Annotated in this window: 25 protein-coding genes; 15 read left to right on the top strand and 10 right to left on the bottom strand. The window is 54.3% G+C overall.

Annotation, left to right across the window (positions count from 1 at the left end; all coding sequences use genetic code 11):
* The 9 genes from DBR44_RS16485 to DBR44_RS16445 all read left to right on the top strand — a co-directional run.
* On the top strand, nt 1-512 hold a 512-nt coding region (locus tag DBR44_RS16485; protein WP_148090025.1), incomplete at its 5' end, for a DUF2345 domain-containing protein.
* Nucleotides 513-514: 2 nt separating this feature from the next.
* Nucleotides 515-1,396 carry a DUF4123 domain-containing protein gene (locus tag DBR44_RS16480; protein WP_158613644.1) on the top strand — a complete coding sequence of 294 codons (882 nt, stop codon included), beginning with the start codon at nt 515-517 and terminating at the stop codon, nt 1,394-1,396.
* Between the two features lie 77 nt (nt 1,397-1,473).
* Complete coding sequence (locus DBR44_RS16475; RefSeq protein ID WP_124645102.1) at nt 1,474-1,860, top strand: hypothetical protein; 387 nt, start codon at nt 1,474-1,476, stop codon at nt 1,858-1,860.
* 129 nt (nt 1,861-1,989) lie between these two features.
* Complete coding sequence (locus DBR44_RS16470; protein ID WP_124645101.1) at nt 1,990-2,493, top strand: DUF3304 domain-containing protein; 504 nt, start codon at nt 1,990-1,992, stop codon at nt 2,491-2,493.
* A 43-nt stretch (nt 2,494-2,536) separates the two neighbouring features.
* Nucleotides 2,537-3,040, top strand: a complete 504-nt coding sequence (locus DBR44_RS16465) for a DUF3304 domain-containing protein (RefSeq protein ID WP_124645100.1) — start codon at nt 2,537-2,539, stop codon at nt 3,038-3,040.
* Nucleotides 3,037-4,659 (top strand): DUF2235 domain-containing protein, encoded by a 1,623-nt coding sequence (locus tag DBR44_RS16460; protein WP_124645099.1) that lies wholly within the window; start codon nt 3,037-3,039, stop codon nt 4,657-4,659. The genes DBR44_RS16465 and DBR44_RS16460 overlap by 4 nt, the downstream gene beginning before the upstream one ends.
* Nucleotides 4,559-4,819, top strand: coding sequence for a DUF4113 domain-containing protein (locus tag DBR44_RS20115; protein WP_124645098.1), 261 nt, complete (start codon nt 4,559-4,561; stop codon nt 4,817-4,819). Before DBR44_RS16460 ends, DBR44_RS20115 begins: the two co-directional genes overlap by 101 nt.
* Before the next feature lie 82 nt (nt 4,820-4,901).
* A complete protein-coding gene (gene dcm / locus DBR44_RS16450; protein ID WP_124645097.1) occupies nt 4,902-6,263 on the top strand; it encodes a DNA cytosine methyltransferase in 1,362 nt (453 codons plus the stop codon).
* On the top strand, nt 6,247-7,179 hold the full coding sequence (locus tag DBR44_RS16445; protein WP_124645096.1) for a DUF4928 family protein: 933 nt from the start codon (nt 6,247-6,249) through the stop codon (nt 7,177-7,179). Before dcm ends, DBR44_RS16445 begins: the two co-directional genes overlap by 17 nt.
* Before the next feature lie 284 nt (nt 7,180-7,463).
* Here DBR44_RS16445 and DBR44_RS16440 read toward each other — a convergent pair whose 3' ends face one another.
* The 3 genes from DBR44_RS16440 to DBR44_RS16430 are packed head-to-tail and all read right to left on the bottom strand — an operon-like array spanning nt 7,464 to nt 8,641.
* Nucleotides 7,464-8,039: a DUF2059 domain-containing protein gene (locus DBR44_RS16440; protein WP_124645095.1), complete on the bottom strand. Its 576-nt coding sequence runs from the start codon at nt 8,037-8,039 to the stop codon at nt 7,464-7,466.
* Nucleotides 8,040-8,046: 7 nt separating this feature from the next.
* Complete coding sequence (locus DBR44_RS20110) at nt 8,047-8,268, bottom strand: DUF6500 family protein (protein WP_124645094.1); 222 nt, start codon at nt 8,266-8,268, stop codon at nt 8,047-8,049.
* 13 nt (nt 8,269-8,281) lie between these two features.
* Nucleotides 8,282-8,641 (bottom strand): hypothetical protein, encoded by a 360-nt coding sequence (locus tag DBR44_RS16430; RefSeq protein ID WP_124645093.1) that lies wholly within the window; start codon nt 8,639-8,641, stop codon nt 8,282-8,284.
* On the opposite strand from DBR44_RS16430, the gene DBR44_RS16425 reads away from it, so the two are divergent.
* From DBR44_RS16425 to DBR44_RS16410, 4 genes are all read left to right on the top strand, one after another.
* Nucleotides 8,640-9,197 (top strand): cysteine hydrolase family protein, encoded by a 558-nt coding sequence (locus DBR44_RS16425; protein WP_124645092.1) that lies wholly within the window; start codon nt 8,640-8,642, stop codon nt 9,195-9,197. The two genes, DBR44_RS16430 and DBR44_RS16425, sit on opposite strands and share 2 nt — an antisense overlap.
* A 440-nt stretch (nt 9,198-9,637) precedes the next feature.
* Nucleotides 9,638-11,746: an AAA family ATPase gene (locus tag DBR44_RS16420; protein WP_124645091.1), complete on the top strand. Its 2,109-nt coding sequence runs from the start codon at nt 9,638-9,640 to the stop codon at nt 11,744-11,746.
* Between the two features lie 360 nt (nt 11,747-12,106).
* On the top strand, nt 12,107-12,430 hold the full coding sequence (locus tag DBR44_RS16415) for a hypothetical protein (protein ID WP_124645090.1): 324 nt from the start codon (nt 12,107-12,109) through the stop codon (nt 12,428-12,430).
* A gap of 3 nt (nt 12,431-12,433) precedes the next feature.
* Nucleotides 12,434-13,342 (top strand): antA/AntB antirepressor family protein, encoded by a 909-nt coding sequence (locus DBR44_RS16410; RefSeq protein ID WP_124645089.1) that lies wholly within the window; start codon nt 12,434-12,436, stop codon nt 13,340-13,342.
* 38 nt (nt 13,343-13,380) lie between these two features.
* Here the strand turns inward: DBR44_RS16410 and DBR44_RS16405 are convergent, their stop codons facing one another.
* The 4 genes from DBR44_RS16405 to DBR44_RS16390 all read right to left on the bottom strand — a co-directional run bounded on the left by DBR44_RS16405 (nt 13,381) and on the right by DBR44_RS16390 (nt 16,228).
* The gene (locus tag DBR44_RS16405; protein ID WP_124645088.1) at nt 13,381-14,484 is read right to left on the bottom strand and encodes an ImmA/IrrE family metallo-endopeptidase; all 1,104 of its coding nucleotides are present in this window, start codon (nt 14,482-14,484) and stop codon (nt 13,381-13,383) included.
* A 15-nt stretch (nt 14,485-14,499) separates the two neighbouring features.
* A complete protein-coding gene (locus tag DBR44_RS16400; RefSeq protein ID WP_124645087.1) occupies nt 14,500-15,180 on the bottom strand; it encodes a hypothetical protein in 681 nt (226 codons plus the stop codon).
* Nucleotides 15,181-15,374: 194 nt separating this feature from the next.
* Nucleotides 15,375-15,755, bottom strand: coding sequence for a hypothetical protein (locus tag DBR44_RS16395; protein ID WP_124645086.1), 381 nt, complete (start codon nt 15,753-15,755; stop codon nt 15,375-15,377).
* Nucleotides 15,752-16,228 carry a D-Ala-D-Ala carboxypeptidase family metallohydrolase gene (locus DBR44_RS16390; protein WP_124645085.1) on the bottom strand — a complete coding sequence of 159 codons (477 nt, stop codon included), beginning with the start codon at nt 16,226-16,228 and terminating at the stop codon, nt 15,752-15,754. The genes DBR44_RS16395 and DBR44_RS16390 overlap by 4 nt, the downstream gene beginning before the upstream one ends.
* Nucleotides 16,229-16,355: 127 nt before the next feature.
* Between DBR44_RS16390 and DBR44_RS16385 the strand changes: the two genes are divergently transcribed.
* Both DBR44_RS16385 and DBR44_RS16380 read left to right on the top strand, forming a co-directional pair.
* Nucleotides 16,356-16,535 (top strand): type II toxin-antitoxin system HicA family toxin, encoded by a 180-nt coding sequence (locus DBR44_RS16385; RefSeq protein WP_124645084.1) that lies wholly within the window; start codon nt 16,356-16,358, stop codon nt 16,533-16,535.
* 51 nt (nt 16,536-16,586) lie between these two features.
* Entirely contained in the window at nt 16,587-17,012 is a 426-nt protein-coding gene (locus tag DBR44_RS16380; RefSeq protein ID WP_124645083.1) for a type II toxin-antitoxin system HicB family antitoxin, read from the top strand.
* A 380-nt stretch (nt 17,013-17,392) separates the two neighbouring features.
* On the opposite strand, the gene DBR44_RS16375 is transcribed toward DBR44_RS16380, so the two are convergent.
* Genes DBR44_RS16375 through DBR44_RS20040 form a run of 3 tightly spaced genes read right to left on the bottom strand, consistent with a single transcriptional unit; the run spans nt 17,393 to nt 19,489 of the window.
* Nucleotides 17,393-17,707: a phage holin family protein gene (locus DBR44_RS16375; RefSeq protein ID WP_124645082.1), complete on the bottom strand. Its 315-nt coding sequence runs from the start codon at nt 17,705-17,707 to the stop codon at nt 17,393-17,395.
* Nucleotides 17,704-18,060 (bottom strand): putative holin, encoded by a 357-nt coding sequence (locus DBR44_RS16370; RefSeq protein WP_124645081.1) that lies wholly within the window; start codon nt 18,058-18,060, stop codon nt 17,704-17,706. Before DBR44_RS16370 ends, DBR44_RS16375 begins: the two co-directional genes overlap by 4 nt.
* A gap of 34 nt (nt 18,061-18,094) precedes the next feature.
* Complete coding sequence (locus DBR44_RS20040) at nt 18,095-19,489, bottom strand: SUMF1/EgtB/PvdO family nonheme iron enzyme (RefSeq protein ID WP_124645080.1); 1,395 nt, start codon at nt 19,487-19,489, stop codon at nt 18,095-18,097.
* Between the last annotated feature and the right edge of the window lie 3 nt (nt 19,490-19,492).

Raw genomic sequence — 19,492 nt, 5'->3', positions numbered from 1 at the left:
CCCCGGCCGGCATTGCCAGCGTCACCGAACAAAGCCAGACCCTCTCTGCCGGGACCAACCTCAACCTCATCGCCCAGCGCGATGCCAACCACACCACCGGCCGCCGCTGGCTGCACAACGCCGGCCAGCACATCAGCCTGTTCGTGGCGGGGGTGAAAGACCAGATCGCGCTGAAACTGATTGCAGCCAAAGGCAAGGTGCAGGTGCAGGCGCAGAGCGATGCGATGGAGATCACCGCAGACAAGGATGTGACGATTACCTCCTGCAAGGAGCGCATCACCATTGCAGCCAAAGAAGAGATTCTGCTGACCAGCGGTGGCGGCTATATCCGGCTGAAAGGCGGCAATATCGAAGTGCACTGCCCGGGGACTGTCAGTATCAAGGGGGCCAGCCACAACCTATCCGGGCCAGACAGCATGAATATCCCCATGCCGGTTTTCCCTGGTAAGCAGTTCTGCTTGCAATGCATGCTCAATGCACTCAAGTTCGGCCTACCACTGGCGGGACAATAGGAATGGCAATGTATTTTGCGATGGACGAAGGAAATGTAGCGGAACAGTCACAAAAACTGGAGACGCTACTCAAAGAACTGCCAGACGGTCTGTATTGCTACGCCCTGGTAGACGATAGTTTCGACTACCAGCGGCGCAAGATATGGCAGAGCAAAGCAAGCTGGCCTTTGTATCACCTGCAGGACTGGGGTGAGCTACGCGAGGTTTCACCAAGACTCATCGAGTTGCATCCCGACAACCTACAAGATCTGCAACGGCTGCTACGACATTGCAAGGGGCGGCCGATGCTGAGCTTTCTAACAAGCCAGCTTAGCGCCCCCGCCTTACGGGATGCCTGGCAACGTAGCCTCAATGCCACCACCGAAGACGGGCAGTGGTACGTCGTCCGTTTTGCCGATACACGCATCGCTGCCAGCCTGCCGCAAGTACTGGCTACTGCAGCCTGGCAACGGCTGTGCGAACCAGTGGAACAGTGGTTGATTATTGACCGCCACAGCCAACTGCGGGCATTGCCCATGCCGCCCAAGACACTTCCTCCCGATGCGCAGGATCCATGGCTGCTGAGCACTCCGGAATTTACCGCCCTGATGCAAGCCGCCCAGGCCGACGTATTGGCAGACCAGTTGCACGAAGGTTTCTCCGACCTGCTCCCTAGCTCTGGCGCAGTGCTGCATGGCTGGCTGCAACGTACGGCAGATCTGTTAGCAGAACATCACATTGAGGATGCCCCTGAGCAGCTAACCGTAGCCGTGGCCGTGTGTTACAGCGAAGGACGCTTGCTGGATGATCAGCTATTGCGCCAAGCACTGGCTCAGCCCGACCCTGGCAAACGAGTTGACTTGCTGGCCCAGCTATTGGAACCAGCGCAATCCGTCAGTACTTGAATAGCGTGGCACTGCACCTGTGATGTTAACCAACAAATGCCCCACACCGGACACCACTAAGATACTCAGGATAGATCATGAAGATGCCTTCCTATTTCTCAAAATATTGGCCCACGATAAGGGACTACACGCTTTTTCTGATTGGCTGTGTGCTATTGATTTCACCTTTTGTGACCTGTTTCATTCTTGAATTGTTTAATGAAATAACGTCCTATAAGCTTAAAAGCCATACATTCTTTTCTTTGGTGCTGCTGTGGTTTATTCCTGGTGTCATCTTGGGCATATGCCTGCTTCCGGTTGGGATTATGGAACTCAATCGCCGCAAGAAAAGTGCGTGGATACCACGCTTGTGGATAGCAATTGTGTTGATTTCCATCTTGGCCTGCTCTGCCCTGCTTGCTTCCTATGGCATCGAGGGCTATTGCGGCGAGCGTCTCCAACAGAGCTGCGGTAACTGGAACTAAACTTGCTCAGCAGACACGCAATTGGCCAGTCCGCGTTTAAGAGGCAGTTTTCATTCCCTCGCGAAACGATGGAGACCACTCAATGAGTATTCACAACCCACGCACTTACCTGGAGCAGAGTGGTTTCCAATGAGCGTATTGCGCAAGCGAATCTCCGCATTACTGCTGCTGAGTCTGCTATTTCTGGCTGGCTGCGAAGAAGAAAAAACCAGTTTGAGTTATCTGGCAGTCAATCACACCGCAAAGCCAATCGACTCGATCACCATTAACGATCAAGGCGGTGTGCTGAATGTACCGGCCATGGGTGGCGGAGGCAAAGAAGTTTGCTGTGTCGTCGTCCCTAGCAAATGGCGACCGGGGCTAACAGTCAAGATTGGCTGGCTGCAAGGCGGACATTTCCAGCGTGATGCCAGTGGTAATGTCGTCATGCAAAATGGTGACAAGGTGTTTATTGAAGGCAGCTGGAAAACTCGCACCGTGACCATCCCGGAATATCAGGCGAAAGAGATGCAGCATGTTGATATCCACTTCCTGCCCAATGACCAAGTGTTGGTCAAATTGAGCGATATTCTGCCTTATCATCCAGACTATCGACCGGCCTATCCCCGCGAGACGCAGAAGGCCACACAATGAATACCCACACCCTACGCACTTACCTGGAGCAGAGAGGTTTCCAATGAGCGTATTACGCAAGCAAATCTCCGCATTGCTACTGCTGAGTCTGCTATTTCTGGCTGGCTGCGAAGAAGAAAAAACCAGCTTGAGCTATCTGGCGGTCAACCATACTGCAAAGCCAATCGACTCGATCACCATTAATAATCAAGGCGGTGTGCTGAATGTACCGGCCATGGGTGGTGGCGGTGGAGAAGTCTGCTGCGTCATTGTGCCGAGCAAATGGCGCCCAGGGCTAACAGTCAAGATTGGCTGGCTGCAAGGCGGACATTTCCAGCGCGATGCCAGTGGTAATGTCGTCATGCAAAATGGCGACAAGGTGTTTATTGAAGGCAGCTGGAAAACTCGCACCGTGACCATCCCGGAATATCAGGCCAAACAGATGCAGCATGTTGATATCCACTTCCTGCCCAACGACCAGGTGCTGGTCAAACTGAGCGATATCTTCCCTGAGCATCCAGACTATCGACCGGCCTATCCCCGCGAGACGCAGAAAGCCACACAATGAGTACTCAAAACCCAGCACCCTACCCAAGCGGGCAGCGCGCACTCACCGCACGGGAACAATTACAACGGGCACAAGCGTTGGCCTGCGTCAGCGGCAAAGATAGCTCCAAATGCCGCGGCCAGATCCATGTGGTGCTGTTCTTCGACGGCACCGGCAACAACCTCAATCTGGACTATTACCAGCCCAAGCCAGACCAGCAGAAGCCAAGCAATATCGCCCGTATGTTTCTGGCCGCACGAGACAAGCCAGATGATGGCTATTTCCGCTTCTACATGCCTGGTGTCGGCACACCTTTCCCGGAAATTGGCGACAAGGGCGGCATGCTGGGTACGGCAGCGGGTGCCGGCGGCGAAGCACGGATTCTGTGGGCACTAACACGACTGCTAAATGCACCCTATCGCTATGTCACTAAAGGGGTCTTGATTGACGATGGACTAGCTAAGTCCATCACTGAAATGGCTAGTGGTGTAACGGGCAGAGCCATGCGCTGGGCCTTGTTCACTAATTGGCAACGTCGATTGCAGGCTGCGCTGAAGGGCCGCAAGCCCGAAGTGACGCAAATAAACCTCTCTGTATTTGGTTTCTCACGCGGTGCTACTGAAGCGCGGGCCTTCGTCAACTGGCTGTATCAGGTATGCAAACAGGAAAATGGTGGCTGGCACTTTGCTGGCATCCCGCTGCGCACCCAGTTTCTGGGGATTTTTGACACGGTGGCTTCGGTGGGCCTTGCCCAACTGTTTCCTGACAATCTTCCCTTTACCGGTCACATGGCTTGGGCTGATGGCAACCTGGCCATACACCCGGCAGTAGAACAATGTGTGCACTATCTGGCTGGACACGAAGTACGGGCCTGTTTCCCACTGGATACCGTACGCCGTGGCAATAGTTACCCTGCCAATGCGATGGAAGTAATGTACCCGGGCTCCCACTCCGACGTAGGCGGTGGCTATATGAATGGTGAGCTAGGCATCATGGCTGCACAAAACAGCCAGATGTGTGTGATACCCTGCCGCCGCATGTATGAAGCGGCACTTAAGGCCGGCGTACCACTACTGGCCATGAACCAACTCACCGATCAAGTCCAGAAATTGCTGACACCCACACAGCAGGTAATCAACGATTTCAACGCTTATCTGCGTGATGCCAAGGTCGCCCCGGCCTCGGCCGAAAAAATGCACCAGCAGCATATGGCACTATATCTAAGCCAACGCTTCAAATATCGTCGCGAGTTTACCAAGCGTGCGCCCTACCGTACTGCCAGCAGTAAACATCAGCAGTACTTGCAACGAACCCAGCAAGGCATCATCAGCGGTTTGGCCAAGCTGCATGCTGGCGACCCCATGTCACCAGATTTTGACCCGGCACATGCAGCCGCAAAGGTAAAAAATAGGCCATCGTCGTACAGTCGGGCATTAGATCCGGCAGTCTCACCGGAAACCGATCCCGCTCATATCGCTAGCAGTCTTGACTTGCGACGACTCACTCCGGCAGTCGAGCACTTTCTTGAGAGCTATATCCATGACTCAGTGGCCGGTTTTATCGAGACCGCTTTCTACGAAGGGACGTTCAATGGCTGCGGCTTATTCAAGTTCCGCACTGTGTATAAGGGAGATGAGTGAGTTGTTCTTCGATGGGCATCGGAGCCCAGGCCATCACGACCATGGCCGGGGCACCGTGCGGTTAGGCGCAGAGGGGCTGACAGAAGACTGGCGGATGAAACAGGAAAAGAAATCGCCCTGCTACACCACCCGGGTGGACCAGGTGGTGACTGTCCGATGATCTACTTTACCTGCGCTGTGCAGGCAACGATCAATCACTTCATTTCCCACACGGTGCCAAAAAATGGCGCCATAATCCGGAGATGGATAACACAGAAGAACACCGCATCAATCTACGCCTCCCTGCCGAGCTGTACCAGGCAGTAGATGTACTGCGTAGTGAAGGCGGCATCAAACGCTCAGTCAATAGCTGGGTAGCAGAAGCCATTCAGGAAAAAATCCAGAAGGAAACGCAACCACGCAATCAGCCTACTCACCAATCGGGGCGGCCTTTTTTTGAATTCTTCGCGGGCGGTGGCATGGCACGTGCTGGGCTTGGAGATGGTTGGCACTGCGCATTCGCCAATGACTTCGACGCGATGAAGGCCCAGGTTTATCGCAAAAACTGGAATGGTGGCCATGAGTTTGTGCTGGATGACGTGAATAACATCACCACAGCCCAGCTGCCAGGCCACCCAGAGCTAGTCTGGGCATCCTTTCCCTGCCAGGACCTCTCCCTGGCTGGCAACTACAAAGGCATCGGGGATAAAGAGTCGGACAAGCAAACCCGCTCGGGTACCTTCTGGCCATTCTGGCGGCTCATGCGCACACTGATACAAGAAGATCGCGCACCCAGCCTAATCGTTCTGGAAAATGTCTACGGCGCACTGACATCGCACCAAGGCAAAGACTTTGCCGCCATCTGCACCTCATTTACCGACGCTGGTTACCGGATTGGTGCACTGGTCGTCGATGCCAAGCACTTTGTCCCCCAATCTCGACAGCGCGTCTTTTTCATTGGCGTTCACCCCAGCGTAGACATCCCGGCCAGTTTGCTGTGCGACCATGCCAACGGCCCCTGGCACCCTGCCGCACTACAAAAGGCCTACTCACAGCTATCAGCTGCCACTCAGGCAAACTGGCTATGGTGGCAACTTCCCCTGCCGCAGCAAAAGGTAACTCCATTTGCCAAGGTGATAGAAGAGAACCCGGACAGTGTAGTGTGGCACTCTCCAGAAGAAACCGCGCGCATTCTGTCCCTAATGGCTCCCCTGCACATGAAAAAAGTGGAAGAAGCCAAGCAGGCGAAAACGAAGATGGTGGGCGGCGTTTATCGACGCACGCGCATAGAAAATGGTATCCGCCAACAGCGTGCCGAAGTAAGGTTTGATGATATTGCTGGTTGTCTGCGCACTCCCTCGGGGGGCTCTAGCCGGCAGATCATCCTTGTTGTTGAAGGAAGCCACGTCCGTTCACGCTTGCTTTCTACACGCGAGGCCGCCCGCTTAATGGGCCTGCCGGACAGTTATTGCTTACCGGAAAAATATAACGATGCGTACCACGTCGCTGGCGATGGTGTGGTGGTACCCGTTGTGGGTCACCTGACAAAACACATTTTCAATCCCGTCCTGGACACTATCCAAGTAGCACACATGAAAGAAACTGGTAATGAAGTCACGGCTTGAACAGTTCGCAACGCAGCATGGATTTCGAGGTAAAGGCCCACTATGCGTCGCCATCGTTGTGACCGAGCAGGCCAAAAAGAAAACCTTCCCACTGCAAGTGGATGACTTTCTGGCGGAAAGCGGTACCCAAGTAGCAGGCTTGGGAATGGCTGCGGTCCAGGCCGTATTGAATCAACACGGCATTGAACGCATTCTTGCCAAGGAAGGTGGCCGCACCAGTCGCGGCAGCGTTGCCAACATGAAGCACTACCTTAGCTTTTTGAATGAGCAACACCAGGCAGGGAGCCTGGATCTGAATCAAGCAGAAGCATTCTGGATTACACGGGTGCAGGCTTTCTTTGCTGGCAAGCCTTTTACCTTTCGCCTGGATAGCCAGATGGGGCTGCGTGCAGCTGTACGCAACCTGATGCAGCAAGCCATTGAGCGCCAGAAATCAGAAAGCGGTACCAAGTATGTCGGCACCGTCATGCAACATCTGGTAGGTGCCAAGCTGGAAGTGTTTTTAGGCGCGGGCAGCGGGATCGAACACCATAACGCCAACCAAAGCGATCAACAAATCGGCAGAACTGGCGACTTTGACATTGGCGATGCATCTATCCATGTCTCAACAGCCCCTGGCGAAGCCCTCATTGCCAAGTGCCAGGAAAATGTAGCCGCTGGCCGCAAACCCATTATCGTGACTGGACGCAAGGGCGTCCTGGTTGCGGAAGGTTTGGCAGAAAATGCCGGGCTGGGCGATCAAATCGACATCATAGAGTTTGAGCAATTCATCGCCACCAATGTGCACGAACTGGGTAACTTTACCCAAAGCCAGCGCCGAGCAAAAATTGCCGAGATTGTGGAACGCTACAACAGCATTATTGACGACGTCGAGACAGACCCTAGCCTGAAGATTGAATTGGCGAGCGGAAAATAAGCAGCTCGCCAAAGATTTTATTCAAAAACAACCCTCCCCCTCCCCCGGCTGCCAGTTGGTAATCACCAGCTCGCAGCTGATTTCCGCTTTGCCCTTGTTGCTACCCGTGCTGGACTTGATACCCAACCCTTCAGCCAAAGTCGTCAAAGGCTGCTCGGATGTCGGAATGGTCGTAGAGGCTCACCTCCCCACCCAGCCAGCTGCTGGCACGACACCAAAGCAATGGGCATTCTGCAGATACCCACGCCCTGGCAGGGTGTTGCCACTCAAGCCACCCCATCAAACTACTGCACAATATCACTCAACCGCTTTTGAAATTTCAGTACCGCCTCTGTCACATACTTCTTATTAACTTCCACCCATGAGGCATAACTGTTTTTAGCTGCAAGCTGGCCAGCATCGGACAACCTCTGCCCTAGCGGTGACGAGTAAAAAGCAATCGCCCTTTGCAAATCCTCCTCGGACAAATTCACTTCGTAAGAACGCACGAGGACACCAACGAATTCTTTCCTGGTAGGATGTGCGCAGGCGTTTTCAAAGTATTCTTTGTAGGCAGACACAACCAAGGGCCATTTATCATCGCCCGGCTTTATCCCATAAAAATAGTTAGGCTGCTTTGACACAAGAGATTCAGGTGACACCCCCTGATAAGTATTGATGCAGGATTTATGATAATCATCATATTGCTTATCATACCCCACCAATTTGACAAAATCTTGTGCAAGTTTAGCTTTACTCCCTTCTGCATGTGCACATGTCACAGCAAGCAAGACAGCCACACCAACAACATAGCGAAAACCATTCATAGCAAATCCTTTTTCCTTAACAGAGACGAACGAGGATCTAGCAACAACAGCCACGATGCTTTTACTCCCCCTCCAGCTCAACCAATCTCTTAATTTTTAACGCCTTCTCGAAATGGTCTAGCTTGTGCGTTTCTATCCACCATCGCGCAGCCTCCATCAAAAGTTCTGGATCGTCATTCTTGTTGGAAAAAAATGCATAAAATGACAAACCAACATTCTCCCCTTTCTCACTGATCTTTCTTTCGCAAACTTGAACTATTTTTTGCCTAAGCGATATACGCATACTTACCCAATATTTAACTATTAAAAACTAATGCATGACAGAATGAAAAAACAAAGCGCATGATTACACTGCCCACGGCGGGCATCAATGACTTTGGAATAATACGCCAGCCCGGCAGGTACGGACAGTACATCATGGGTAGCGCACTGACTCCCCCACCCGGCAGACGCCACGCTGCTTGACAGCCCGCAACAGCAACAATCATGATAAACGCATGACACTTCGCCGCATCACCACCACCACCACCACGACCGCAAACAGCGGGCGTGGACTGGGTATGTGAACGCGAAGCGCGAATACCCAAAGCCCCGCCAGAGATGGACGGGGCTTTTTGTTTCTCGTCCTGACTGGCACCCACCAGGAGAAACATCATGCAGCAGCACGCACCCAAACCCTCCGCACTACTCATCATCGACATGCAAGTTGGCTTGTTTGACGGGCCAGAACGCCCATGGCGTGCAGAACAACTGCTCGACAACGTCAATACGCTGATTGCAAAAGCACGCACGGCCAACATTCCCATTTTTGCCGTGCGTCACACCGGGCCACAACACTCCCCCATTGCCGCAGGCAGCCCATTCTGGCAACTGCACCCGGATCTGCAGCTGGACGCCACGGTGGATACGCTGATTGATAAAACCAGGCCCAGTTGCTTCAGCGGAACCGCACTCGCCGAGCAACTGCAGCAAGCCGGGATTCAGCAATTGTTTATTGCCGGACTGAAAACCCAATACTGCATCGACACCAACTGCCGTATCGCCGCCGACATGGGCCTGAACCCTGTACTCGTCGCCGATGCACACAGCTGCATGGACACGCCAGGCCTGAGCGCCCAGGCGATCATTGCTCACCACAACGCAACGCTCGGTGGCCCCTTTGTCCGGCTCATGGCCACAGACGAGGTCGTCTTTCAGGTAATTGCAGAATGAGAATCGACGCATAGCCAGGGGCGCACCGCCCTTGCCTCATGCGGGACAGGTTCAGGCTGACTGCGCGGTGGTTCACCTCGATGCGGCACAAGTTGATCATCAGCAAGGAATTGACAGCGGCATAGGTGGCAACCTTGGACTGGCTTGCCGAGAGCAGCAACGGGGTAGTGTTGTCCGGTAGAAGTGGGAGTACCTGCCCAGTAGCCGCTCTCAAGGAGCTTACGTAGGTGGAATGTTTTTTTGCACACGCAATCAAGTCAATTGGCATATGATGCCAATTGACTTGGGTTTATTTTATTTAAAATGAATCCCGGCCCAGCCATCAAACTGCAACAAGTTAGCCAAAAAAATAATCAGGGTTTATCGAAAAATAAATGACTTTCAGTTTTGGCAAACCATGTATTTGTTTTTGAGATATAACACATACCACAGGAAGCATCATGAAAATCGACAACCTTATTATAACTAATTTCCGCGGAATCGAGAGATCGGAAATAATTAATGCTGGCGATACTATCATCATTGCCGGTCAAAACGGATCCGGAAAATCTTGCGTGTTCGATGCGATTCGCCTCTTAAAATCCGTATACGGAGGCTATCATCAAAATGAGTGGCAGAACTGGTTTGGTGAATTTCAACTTAATCCAAACAGCCACTCCAATGAGTTGAAAAGTTTTTTCAACAATCCGAGCAAAGCTCTATCAATTAATTGCCTTTTCAGACTCAGAGAAGATGAGAAAGTATTTATAAATAACAATGCCGCAATGCTTCTTGAGGAGTCTATTTGGAGAACAGTATTACCAGAGGCATTTCAGTGGGGTGGGTATCGCATGGCAATGTTCGCAAATCAATTTCGGGACCGAGCTCCGGAAGTAGCAGAAAGGGTTCGCATTGGGTTGCCTTTACTGTTAGGCGAACTACAACAAGACAATATTATTGGCCACGTAGAAATGCAGCCCGGGGGAGGGCTAAATTTAATACAATCAACATTGCTTACGACAGTGTTTACAAATTTCAGACCAAACGATCTTGGAGTAATCGACTATCATGGAGCCCAGCGCCATTATGGAAGAGAAATGGTTCAAGGCATAAACCTAAATCTAGAAAATAAAAATCAATCCTATAGCCAACATGCGCTGTATAACTATTCAAACAAATATGCAAACGTAAAAAGCGAAATGGCATCCAGTTATGTTCGCGAATTACTTTCAGAAAAAAGCGGAAATGATCATGCAAAAAAAAGCGGCCTTACAGAAACACTAAAAGAGCTCTTCACAACTTTTTTCCCTGGAAAAGAATTCCTTGGACCACAACCAACATCTGATGGAAGATTGGAATTTCCGGTAAGAACTGCCAATGGAAATATTCACGATCTAGATGAGCTATCAGCAGGCGAAAAGGAAATCCTGTATGGTTATCTTCGGATCAGAAGCTCTGCTCCAAAAAATTCTATAATATTACTTGACGAGCCTGAATTACACTTAAATCCAAGACTAATAAGAAATCTTCCTGAATTTTATAGACGCCACCTAGGTCAAGCACTTAATAACCAACTTTGGCTTGTCACTCACTCTGACGCTTTGCTTCGCGAGGCTGTAGGTAAGCCCGGATTTAATGTTTTCCACATGTTCCCATGCGGAATGGATGGCGGGAAAGGTCAACTAAGACAGCTAAGCGCTAATGAAGATCTTGATCTTGCAATGGCAGACCTGGTTGGAGATCTTGCTGCATACAGACCAGACGGAACTGCAATACTTTTTGAAGGTGGAGGTGATTCTGATTTTGATCAAAGCATAGCAATCAGATTATTTCCGAACGAATTATCTGGAATAAATCTTCTATCAGGAAACAACAAAACAAAGGTTGAAGCTTTACACGATGTACTTAACAGAGCTTATTCAAAAGGCGACTTGCCAATTAAATTTTTTGCAATTACCGATGGCGATTCAGAGGCCAATGACCCACCGCGTGGAATACGCCGCTTTAGCTGGGACGTGTATCACATAGAAAATTATCTATTAGAGGCGCGCTTTGTAGCAGAGGCTGTTAATGCCATTCAACCAGAGAGGCGACTAGATGATGAAGAAGCGCTAGATTTGATGAGAGCATCTGCACGGACAGTAGTCGCCAAAGTGCTTCGAGCCAAGATGACTACCTATGTCAACTCAAAGTTAACTAGATGCATTGATTTTAAAATTGATCCAGCTGCTGAGGAGGTAGCACGCCTTATTTCAGGCGCTGCGACACGCTCGTTAGATAGAATGCAGAAGACATTCACCGATGAGCTTAATGAGGACTCATTAATAACAAAACAAGACGAGTGGCGATCAGACATTGAGTCCGCATTTGGTGATGGCTCTTGGCGTAGGATTCTACCAGGCAGAGAAATATTGAAAACATTTGTTTCACAACAAAGACTTCCAATTCCTTATGAAACATTAAGAAACTTAATTGTTAGTCGAATGGTTGACTCAGGATTCCAACCTGAAGGAATGAAGCGCGTAATTATGGAAATTGTTGGCGAAAGCTCATCACCCAAAATTCATTAAATTACATTGAAATAAATCTATATAAGGTGCTGCCTCTGCAGCACCATTTTTTCATTTATCAGACAGCCCACCCCTTCGGTCAGTTTTCATCTTGAAAGATGCTGGCTAGATTCGTTGCAGGTGCTGAACACACCCCAGCCAGCGGCTTCCGCTCCCGACAGTAAGGCGGCATTTTTACGTCCATCTGTTTCGTACTTGTCCGTTTTTGGTGACAATACAAAGCTCATGGTCGGGTAGCGTACAGTCATACAACACTCGGGAAACCGGGAAAATCTGTAGGCCGTCTGGTTGCGGTGTTCAAGTACCCGTCCGCCCCTCTGAACAGGGGGCAATACTGAACGAATCAACCAGGAGGCCATCATGGCTGCTCAATCCGTCACACCTCCCCTTTCCCCCGACCATCCCGCCATTCGTGACCTGCGCCACGCGGTCGAGCTGATGGATTGCCTGTCGCAGGAAGGCTTCGGCCAGATCGCCGCCATTGCGCGCTGTGCCGAGGTGTATCTGGGCCACGGCCCGGAAGCCTTGCAGCGCGAGACCGTGGCGACAGTGCTGCGCGCCATCTGCGGCAAGGCCGACGATATCCAGAACTGCATCAATGTGCAGGCCGATGAGGTGGGCTGCGCGTGTCACGCTGTGCAAGACGCGCCGGCATCGCCACTCTCCACTGCGATGGAGGACTGAGCCATGCAGGCACTGATACCGGTAGTCGATTTCCAGATTGGCGATGTGCAAGTTCCGGCCGTGAATGCACGGGAGCTGCATACTTTTCTCGGCGCAGGAAAGATGTTTGCTCACTGGATTAAAGAACGGATTGAACAGTACGGCTTCATTGAAAAACGTGACTTTGAGGTTTTTGCCGAAACGGGCAATAACCCCCTCGGCGGCCGTCCCAGCAAGGATTTCATGATTTCGCTGGCCATGGCCAAGGAGCTGGCGATGGTGGAGCGCAACGACAAGGGCAAGCAGGCGCGGCTGTACTTTATCGCCTGCGAACAGCGGGCCTTGCAGCTGGCCGGGCAAGCCGCACTCCCCGTTGCCGAGACTGTGCCGGCAGGCTGCGCCCGTTTCAACGGTGTACCGGTGCTGACCAACCTGCAGCTACAGGGCCTGCTGCGGGTGAGCCGTGACACGCTGCGCAGCAATCGCATCCTGCGGCCGGGGCGCTTCAAGGTGGGCGTGCATTTCTTCAACCTGAGTGGCGAACCGCTGCGCAACTTCTCCCTGGACAATATCACCACCGGGGTGCTCACCCGGCGCGGCGGGCGCAAGCTGACGATCTGGAGCATGGAGGGGGTGGAGGCGCACTTGCAGATGTTGCCGCCATCGATTGCCGAACCGGCACGGCAGCGGCTGCAGCGCTTTCTGGCTGGTGAGGCGGAGCTGCTGGCCGACGCAGACAGCACCACCCTGCCCGCGCTGCCGGCACCAGTGGCACTGGCTGCGGTCAACAGCCAGCCCTCACCCAACACCACGCCGTGTCATGCGACGCTGTGCTTCCCATCAGCCACCGCCTTCGGCCTGGCGATGCCGGACATCCTCAGCCTGATGCAACGCCACGGCGCACAGCTGGCGGAGGTGGTGACGGAGGGGTGATGGGATGGGGGCTAGGGTATTTTACCCTGCCCCATCTGCTACTTGATCAGACGAAGTTCGAACTTTTTGCCTGTACTCAACTGGTCCTGACTAATGGCTTTAGAATTAACTGATGCCCCATCAGTTAACGACAATCCGAAAGTCAGCTTATCAATCTCGCTCACCTGCAAATTCAAGGACCTAGCGATATCAACCCGCCCCATGCCCTCGGCTCTCATAGCAGAAAGTACCTTTTGCAGAACTTGAGAGTTCTCATGCGGTATGGGTTCAGGCTCGGAAGTACGGTAACCCATCTTTGATAACTCGATACATATCGAGCGGTTTACCCACTCAGATGTTAAGCCCAAGCTGTGCAAACGGTAATTAAGAGCAGCAACAGACACTCCCCATTCCTTTTTCATAGCAATCAATGAGGAAATGGTCACAAAGCGCGGTGCTTTGGCTTGTACGCTGTCACGGGGCATGAGAAATGCCGCTGCAAATTCATTGGCCTCTTTCTCTGCGTCAGCACCCTGGTTCTGCCCATGACGATGAAGTACGAGGTGGCCTAGCTCATGCGCCGCATCAAAACGGCTGTGCTCAGCGGTTTTTTGGGTGTTCAGGAATACATAAGGTTGCTCGCCATACCACATCGAGAAGGCATCAACTTCGACCGCAGCAATGTCCAGCGAGAACACTTTGATGCCTTTGGACTCCAGCAGATGGACCATGTTACGAATGCCACGCGCACCCAGACCCCACTCGCGCCGCAATGCCATTGCGGCAGCCTCCGGCTCAATTCCGGGCTCAAAACGCGGCAAGGCTGGAGGTGGCAAATCAAAGTGCTGGTCGATCCATTTGCTGAATACAAGGGCAATAGAGCCAGCAGACAGTGCCATGTCCCGCTGAGCGGCCTTCATCCTTTTCAAAGAGCGAAAGCTGGCTATATCTGGCGTCAGTATTTCGAGATCATCACCTTCAAAGAAGGCTGGTGGGAAGCCTAGAACCGAGGAGAGCCGGACAAGGCTCTCCTCTGACGGGCTCATCTCTCCGCTTTCGTAGTTCTGAACTGTTTTTTCGGTAGTTTCAATCTGGCTGGCCAACTGGCGTTTGGTCAGGCCTCGTCGTTGCCGTGCAACAGTCAAGCGTGAGGGGTTAAACATGTGCTACCAAGTGTGTTATGCAGTTTTTCTGCGGACAGGAATGTCCAGCGGAATTTCCGGTTCGTCGACATATGTCTTGACGATTTCCGGGTCATCGCTAAGGTCAATCTCATCCAGGATTATTCTGATTTCCCAATCCAAAATCTTGCCAAGTTTCTGATCAAACTTCGACGGCAGCGACAACTCAGAGCGAAGCACAGGCTGCTTGGGATTGGTTGCGTCGAGATGGTAAAGCAAGACCCATGTTTTTAGAACATTTTTAGCTGGCTCTTGCTGAGGTTGCAGCGTTTCAGGAAACAGCTCGCCACTCTTTGTGTTTCGCAGGACAGCCTGCTGGGCTTTCAACCCCTTTTTAGCCTTGTTCGTCGGGTGCCCATGGCGCAACCCGGTATCTTTATCACCGGTGTAGACCACAATGGCAAAGCTCTCATCCGGGGCGATGGTCACCGGTAAATTCTGGTGGCTTTCCACTGTCCAGCCATCTGCTCCTACTTGATGTCGGAAACCTTCAATGGTGTAGGCCCATTGCGCAGCGCCTGGGAAGGTCGTCGGCAACAAAGGGCCACAGTTTAAGCGTTCTTGCACGCCCCACATGAGGGCATCTTCCAGCTTGGACTTAGTGAGGCCAAGCTGGCGAAGACTGCTTTCAACATCATCTTGCTCAAACAGGATGGATGTGACGGATTGGGTATTCATACTTTTTGAACCATACATTTGCTATGAGGTTCTTCTTTTTACCTCATTTCTGAGGTGAAAACAAGAAGTGAGCCGGTTATTGCCCATCTGCTGCTCGTATTAGTCCCGCCCTCTCCACCACGCATTGCCCGTACTGCGCTGCCAGTTGCAGGTAGCGCTGGGCCAGGTCGTCCCAGTTGTTGCTGTCTGGCAGTTCAATGGTCGGCAGCGGGCGGGTCAGGCTGGGCGGTGGTGATGGTGTGGTTGATAGTGGCGATGGCGGTTTGAAGTTGCTGCAGGCGGCCAGCATCGAGATGGCAATCAGCAGGCAGTGGCGTGGTTTGGGCATGGCGGAGGTAGTCCTGTTGTTGGCGGGCGCTGGTGCTGGCCAGTCGGGTGGTTTGTTGTTGTACCCGGTCGGCGATGGTGGCCAGGCGTTGGGTTTGAGTAGCGTAGTCGGCCAGAGCCTGCCGGGCTTGTTGCAGCTGTTGGGCGTTGGCCTGGCTGGCGAGCTGGTCGCCCTTGCTATGCCAGCCGTGCCACCAGCTGGCAGCCAGCAGCGCTGCGCCCAGGGCGGTGAGGGGTAGCGGCTTCATGGCTGCAGGCCCGGCAGGTAGACAGTGTGGCCATCGCGCTTGATGGCAGTGAGAAGCTGACTGCGGCCGTGGGCGGGTGGCAGGCGGAAGCCGATATGCACCCAGCCGCCGCTGTGCGGAAATTCGCAAATGAGCTGGTCGAAAGCGATGTGGCCTACTGCGCGGGCCGCTTCGATGGCCTGGCAGATGGCCAGCGGGCTGCCAAATTTGGGCGCGACAAAGTCACAGGCCAGGCCGTGGCGGTGGGCGCTGGTGGGCGAGCCGCCGACGGCTTTGTTGACCTGTTCGCTGCGATAGCAGGACAGCACGGTGATGGGCACATCGCCCAGCAGGCTTCGCACCTGTTCCATGCGCTGGGCGGTGTGGCGGATGTGCTCGATGTCGGCCTGAGCTGGCAGATTGGCCAGGCCCTGACGGGCGGCGGTGGCGCTGTAGGTGAGCTCGCGCAGGGTGAAGTGCGGGGTGAGTTGCATGGTGGACTCCAGACGTAAAAAAGCCCGCTCGGGGCGGGCGGGTTGGGTGACAGCTGGTCTTTCTGGCAGTTAGAATGAAGTAACAGTATTGTTACTATCCTTCCGTGATGAACAACACGGAGGGCGGATGAAAAACAGCGAGTTCATCAAGTGGCTACAACAGCAGGGCGTGCAGTTTCGGCCCGGCAAGGGTAGCCACCTGATTGCGATGCTGAATGGCCATTCCATCGGGGTACCGAACCACAAGGGCAAGGAAATTCCGATTGGCACGGCAGAAGGCATCAAAAAGAAGCTGGGACTCAAGTAGTACAGAGGGGCGCAAGCCCCTCTTCATCCGACTTTCATGAAAGGACTGACCATGTTGCGTTATGCAGCTTGCCTCGCCCGCGAGGGCGGGATGGTGACGGTGAGCTTTCCCGATCACCCGGATGTACTGACCTACGGCGACAGCCGCGAGGATGCGCTGGCGCAAGGCCGGGATGCCTTGCTGACCCAGTTGATGATTTGCCAGCAGGAGCGCCGGGTGTTTGCCCTGCCCTCTGCCCCCAGCACCTTGGATGCAGTGGACTTGCCGATGATGGCGGCGCTAAAGGTGTTTCTACACAATGCCATGGTGGAAAAAGGCTGGCGCAAGGTGGATCTGGCGCGGGCCTTGGGCTGGGCCAATTCGCAGGTGGAACGGGTGCTGGACCCGCGTTACCAGTCGCGCCTGCCCTTGATTGAGGAGGCCTTGCATGCACTGGGCAAGGACGTGCAAGCACAGGTAGTGGATCTAGCTGCCTGAGCAAAGGGCATGCGATTGATACCCTGTAGATTGATGGACACGGGCAACGGTGGTGTACGACCCGGAGGCAAAATGGTGGCGCAGACTTTTACAGGCACGATATTGCCGGGCTGGAAGCCGAGTGTCGCACCTCGCTGCGCGTGTATCTGGACCTGTGCCTGGAAAAGGTATTGCGCCTTTTGACCGGTAGCAGAACAAGGAAACTCAGACCTAGCATGGCCATACTCTCTTGCCGAGGAACCGACCATGCACCTTTTACGTCCCTTGCTGCTGCTAACGGTGCTAGCCCTGCTGCTGTTGTATGGCGCGCTGGAGCTTGGGCGCAGCGTAAAACTGCAAATTGACCGTGCGCATCAGCTACGGCAGGACACACGGCCCTGTCAGGAGGGGTGTTCGTCTTTATCCCCGGCCCTGACACCAAAGGGCTTGAGCAAACGGCTGACATTGCCTCGCATGGCCACCACACCGGCGCACAGGGCGGTATTCAGGACGAATTCCGCCAGGTCGATATCGACATAGCTGCCGGTGAGGACTCGGATCACCACGCCACCGGAGGCGACGATCATCACGTAGGACAGTAGCGAGGCCCAGCGGCGGTAACGTGCTCCGTCGCGCTGGTAGTTGAGCAGGCTGAAGCACAGGACTGCGCACACAGCAGCGTGGGCCAGTGCCAGCAGGTTGATGTGGTGGCTCATGGCTTGCCCTTTCCCAGCAGGTGTTCCAGTTCGGTACGGGTGATGGCTGCGCGTAGCAGTTTTACTGCCAAGGCTGCAGCCAGCATGCCACCCAGTGCTGCCGGCACTTCCACGCCATCCGGCAGGATGCGGTCCAGCAGACTGGCGACAAAACCGGCCAGCAATACACCGCACACCACCGAGATAACCAGATAGAGCCAACGCACCCAGCGCGGGTCCTGGCTGCAGCGTTCGGACAGCACAAATACCGCAGCACCGGCAAAGGTGCCAAACAGCACGCCGGCATCGATGCCGGCCACCGTGCCGACACCGGCCAGCGCTACCAGCGCCAGGCTTCCGTTCGGTTCAGTCATGATGTTTTCCTTATTCCCTGGCAGATGGCCAGGTTCAGAAGTGTTGGCGGTGGTCACTGAACAGGCGGATGCCGGTGTCGTCACTCACCGAAAACGGGCTGGCGATCAGACTGACGCAGCAGGACCCACTGTACTGCCCCGTGCTCCAGCTACCTCCCAGCACCACTGCCCGCAAGCTGGGTTCAAACCCTGTCTGGGCGTAAATCCAGCCGCGATTGTTGTTGAGTGGATTGGTATATGGCTGCCAGCGCCATTCCCATTGGCCAGCGCGCGGATCGGTCAACAGTTCCTGCCCCCATACCCACAAGTGGCCCGTCGCCTGCTCCAATCCCCAGCGCGAGGTGTAACCCGGGTTGCGCCCCGAACGTCGCGATTCGAAATACGCCACGCTTTGTTGTTCTGTCACGCCAAATGCGGCCGCCGCAAATTCGTGCTGGGTAGGCAGGCGTTTGCGCAGGGTGAGTGCAATAGCCTGGGCTTCGTACCAGCCTGTAGAAAATGCGGGTTGGCTCTCCGGCCAGACCCAGCTCTGCATGACGGGACGAGGCGGCTTGTTGCGGCCATTGGCTACGCTGACGCCTGCCCGGCTACTGCCCATTACATAGTCCTGTGCGCACAGATAGATGTCGACCCAGTAGGCCCCAGCTACACACACCATGCCGCGCGGGTCGCTAACAGGACGGTAGAGCAAGTCCCACAGGCTCCACTGGTTGAAGCCGGCCAGGGCATCCACATCTGCCTGGGTCCAGAGAACTCCATGAAACTCACCAGACCGGGGGGTGCTACCCGCATCGATCAAACTGAAGTGCGCTCCCCCCATCAGCCGCCACTGACCGGCGGGAAGATCGGGCAGGCCATCGAAGCCGGTGGAAGCACGCACGCTGCCATCGGCGCAGGCATAGAAGGCCAGATCGCTGCCGGGAGTGAGCTCTGCCGGCATCTGCACCGGCGTATCCTGCCTGAACTCCACCAGCGTTCCACCCACCATGATGGCGGTACCGCCCAGCAGGCTGATGCTGAGCGGACCGGTCTTGCGCCAGCAGTGGGTGGTGTAGTCTTGTTTGGCGAACCCACCGGGCAGCAGATTGAGCGGGCCGGGCGGGCCGATATCGCCACGCGGACCCACCGCGCCAGGCGGCCCCACTTCGCCGCGCTCGCCGCGTGGGCCAGCCATGCCCTGCTCTCCCTGCGGCCCACGTTCGCCTTGCAGACCAGTTTCACCGCGCGGACCTGGTCCACCGTATTCACCGCGCGGGCCGACTGGCCCTTGTACACCTTGCAAGCCCATTGGCCCCTGCTCGCCACGTTCGCCTTTTGGTCCGACTTCACCCTGCGGGCCGATATCACCCCGGGCACCGGTTTCACCACGTGTGCCAACCGGCCCCGGTGGGCCGGGGATGCCTTCCACGCAATACAGCTCGTCTTGCATGTT

It is taken from the genome of Aquitalea sp. FJL05 (assembly GCF_003852595.1).
Classification (GTDB): Bacteria; Pseudomonadota; Gammaproteobacteria; order Burkholderiales; family Chromobacteriaceae; genus Aquitalea; species Aquitalea aquatilis.
The sequence above is the reverse complement of the archived record's forward strand: the minus strand, read 5'-3'. Positions and strand labels throughout refer to the sequence as shown.

Bases quoted from the DNA above. Each gene is read 5' to 3' on its own strand.
- DBR44_RS16480 (WP_158613644.1), top strand. From the start codon at position 515: ATGGCAATGTATTTTGCGATGGACGAAGGAAATGTAGCGGAACAGTCA.
- DBR44_RS16475 (WP_124645102.1), top strand. From the start codon at position 1,474: ATGAAGATGCCTTCCTATTTCTCAAAATATTGGCCCACGATAAGGGAC.
- DBR44_RS16470 (WP_124645101.1), top strand. From the start codon at position 1,990: ATGAGCGTATTGCGCAAGCGAATCTCCGCATTACTGCTGCTGAGTCTG.
- DBR44_RS16465 (WP_124645100.1), top strand. From the start codon at position 2,537: ATGAGCGTATTACGCAAGCAAATCTCCGCATTGCTACTGCTGAGTCTG.
- DBR44_RS16460 (WP_124645099.1), top strand. From the start codon at position 3,037: ATGAGTACTCAAAACCCAGCACCCTACCCAAGCGGGCAGCGCGCACTC.
- DBR44_RS20115 (WP_124645098.1), top strand. From the start codon at position 4,559: ATGACTCAGTGGCCGGTTTTATCGAGACCGCTTTCTACGAAGGGACGT.
- dcm (WP_124645097.1), top strand. From the start codon at position 4,902: ATGGATAACACAGAAGAACACCGCATCAATCTACGCCTCCCTGCCGAG.
- DBR44_RS16445 (WP_124645096.1), top strand. From the start codon at position 6,247: ATGAAGTCACGGCTTGAACAGTTCGCAACGCAGCATGGATTTCGAGGT.
- DBR44_RS20110 (WP_124645094.1), bottom strand. From the start codon at position 8,268: ATGCGTATATCGCTTAGGCAAAAAATAGTTCAAGTTTGCGAAAGAAAG.
- DBR44_RS16425 (WP_124645092.1), top strand. From the start codon at position 8,640: ATGCAGCAGCACGCACCCAAACCCTCCGCACTACTCATCATCGACATG.
- DBR44_RS16430 (WP_124645093.1), bottom strand. From the start codon at position 8,641: ATGATGTTTCTCCTGGTGGGTGCCAGTCAGGACGAGAAACAAAAAGCC.
- DBR44_RS16420 (WP_124645091.1), top strand. From the start codon at position 9,638: ATGAAAATCGACAACCTTATTATAACTAATTTCCGCGGAATCGAGAGA.
- DBR44_RS16415 (WP_124645090.1), top strand. From the start codon at position 12,107: ATGGCTGCTCAATCCGTCACACCTCCCCTTTCCCCCGACCATCCCGCC.
- DBR44_RS16410 (WP_124645089.1), top strand. From the start codon at position 12,434: ATGCAGGCACTGATACCGGTAGTCGATTTCCAGATTGGCGATGTGCAA.
- DBR44_RS16405 (WP_124645088.1), bottom strand. From the start codon at position 14,484: ATGTTTAACCCCTCACGCTTGACTGTTGCACGGCAACGACGAGGCCTG.
- DBR44_RS16400 (WP_124645087.1), bottom strand. From the start codon at position 15,180: ATGAATACCCAATCCGTCACATCCATCCTGTTTGAGCAAGATGATGTT.
- DBR44_RS16395 (WP_124645086.1), bottom strand. From the start codon at position 15,755: ATGAAGCCGCTACCCCTCACCGCCCTGGGCGCAGCGCTGCTGGCTGCC.
- DBR44_RS16390 (WP_124645085.1), bottom strand. From the start codon at position 16,228: ATGCAACTCACCCCGCACTTCACCCTGCGCGAGCTCACCTACAGCGCC.
- DBR44_RS16385 (WP_124645084.1), top strand. From the start codon at position 16,356: ATGAAAAACAGCGAGTTCATCAAGTGGCTACAACAGCAGGGCGTGCAG.
- DBR44_RS16380 (WP_124645083.1), top strand. From the start codon at position 16,587: ATGTTGCGTTATGCAGCTTGCCTCGCCCGCGAGGGCGGGATGGTGACG.
- DBR44_RS16375 (WP_124645082.1), bottom strand. From the start codon at position 17,707: ATGAGCCACCACATCAACCTGCTGGCACTGGCCCACGCTGCTGTGTGC.
- DBR44_RS16370 (WP_124645081.1), bottom strand. From the start codon at position 18,060: ATGACTGAACCGAACGGAAGCCTGGCGCTGGTAGCGCTGGCCGGTGTC.
- DBR44_RS20040 (WP_124645080.1), bottom strand. From the start codon at position 19,489: ATGCAAGACGAGCTGTATTGCGTGGAAGGCATCCCCGGCCCACCGGGG.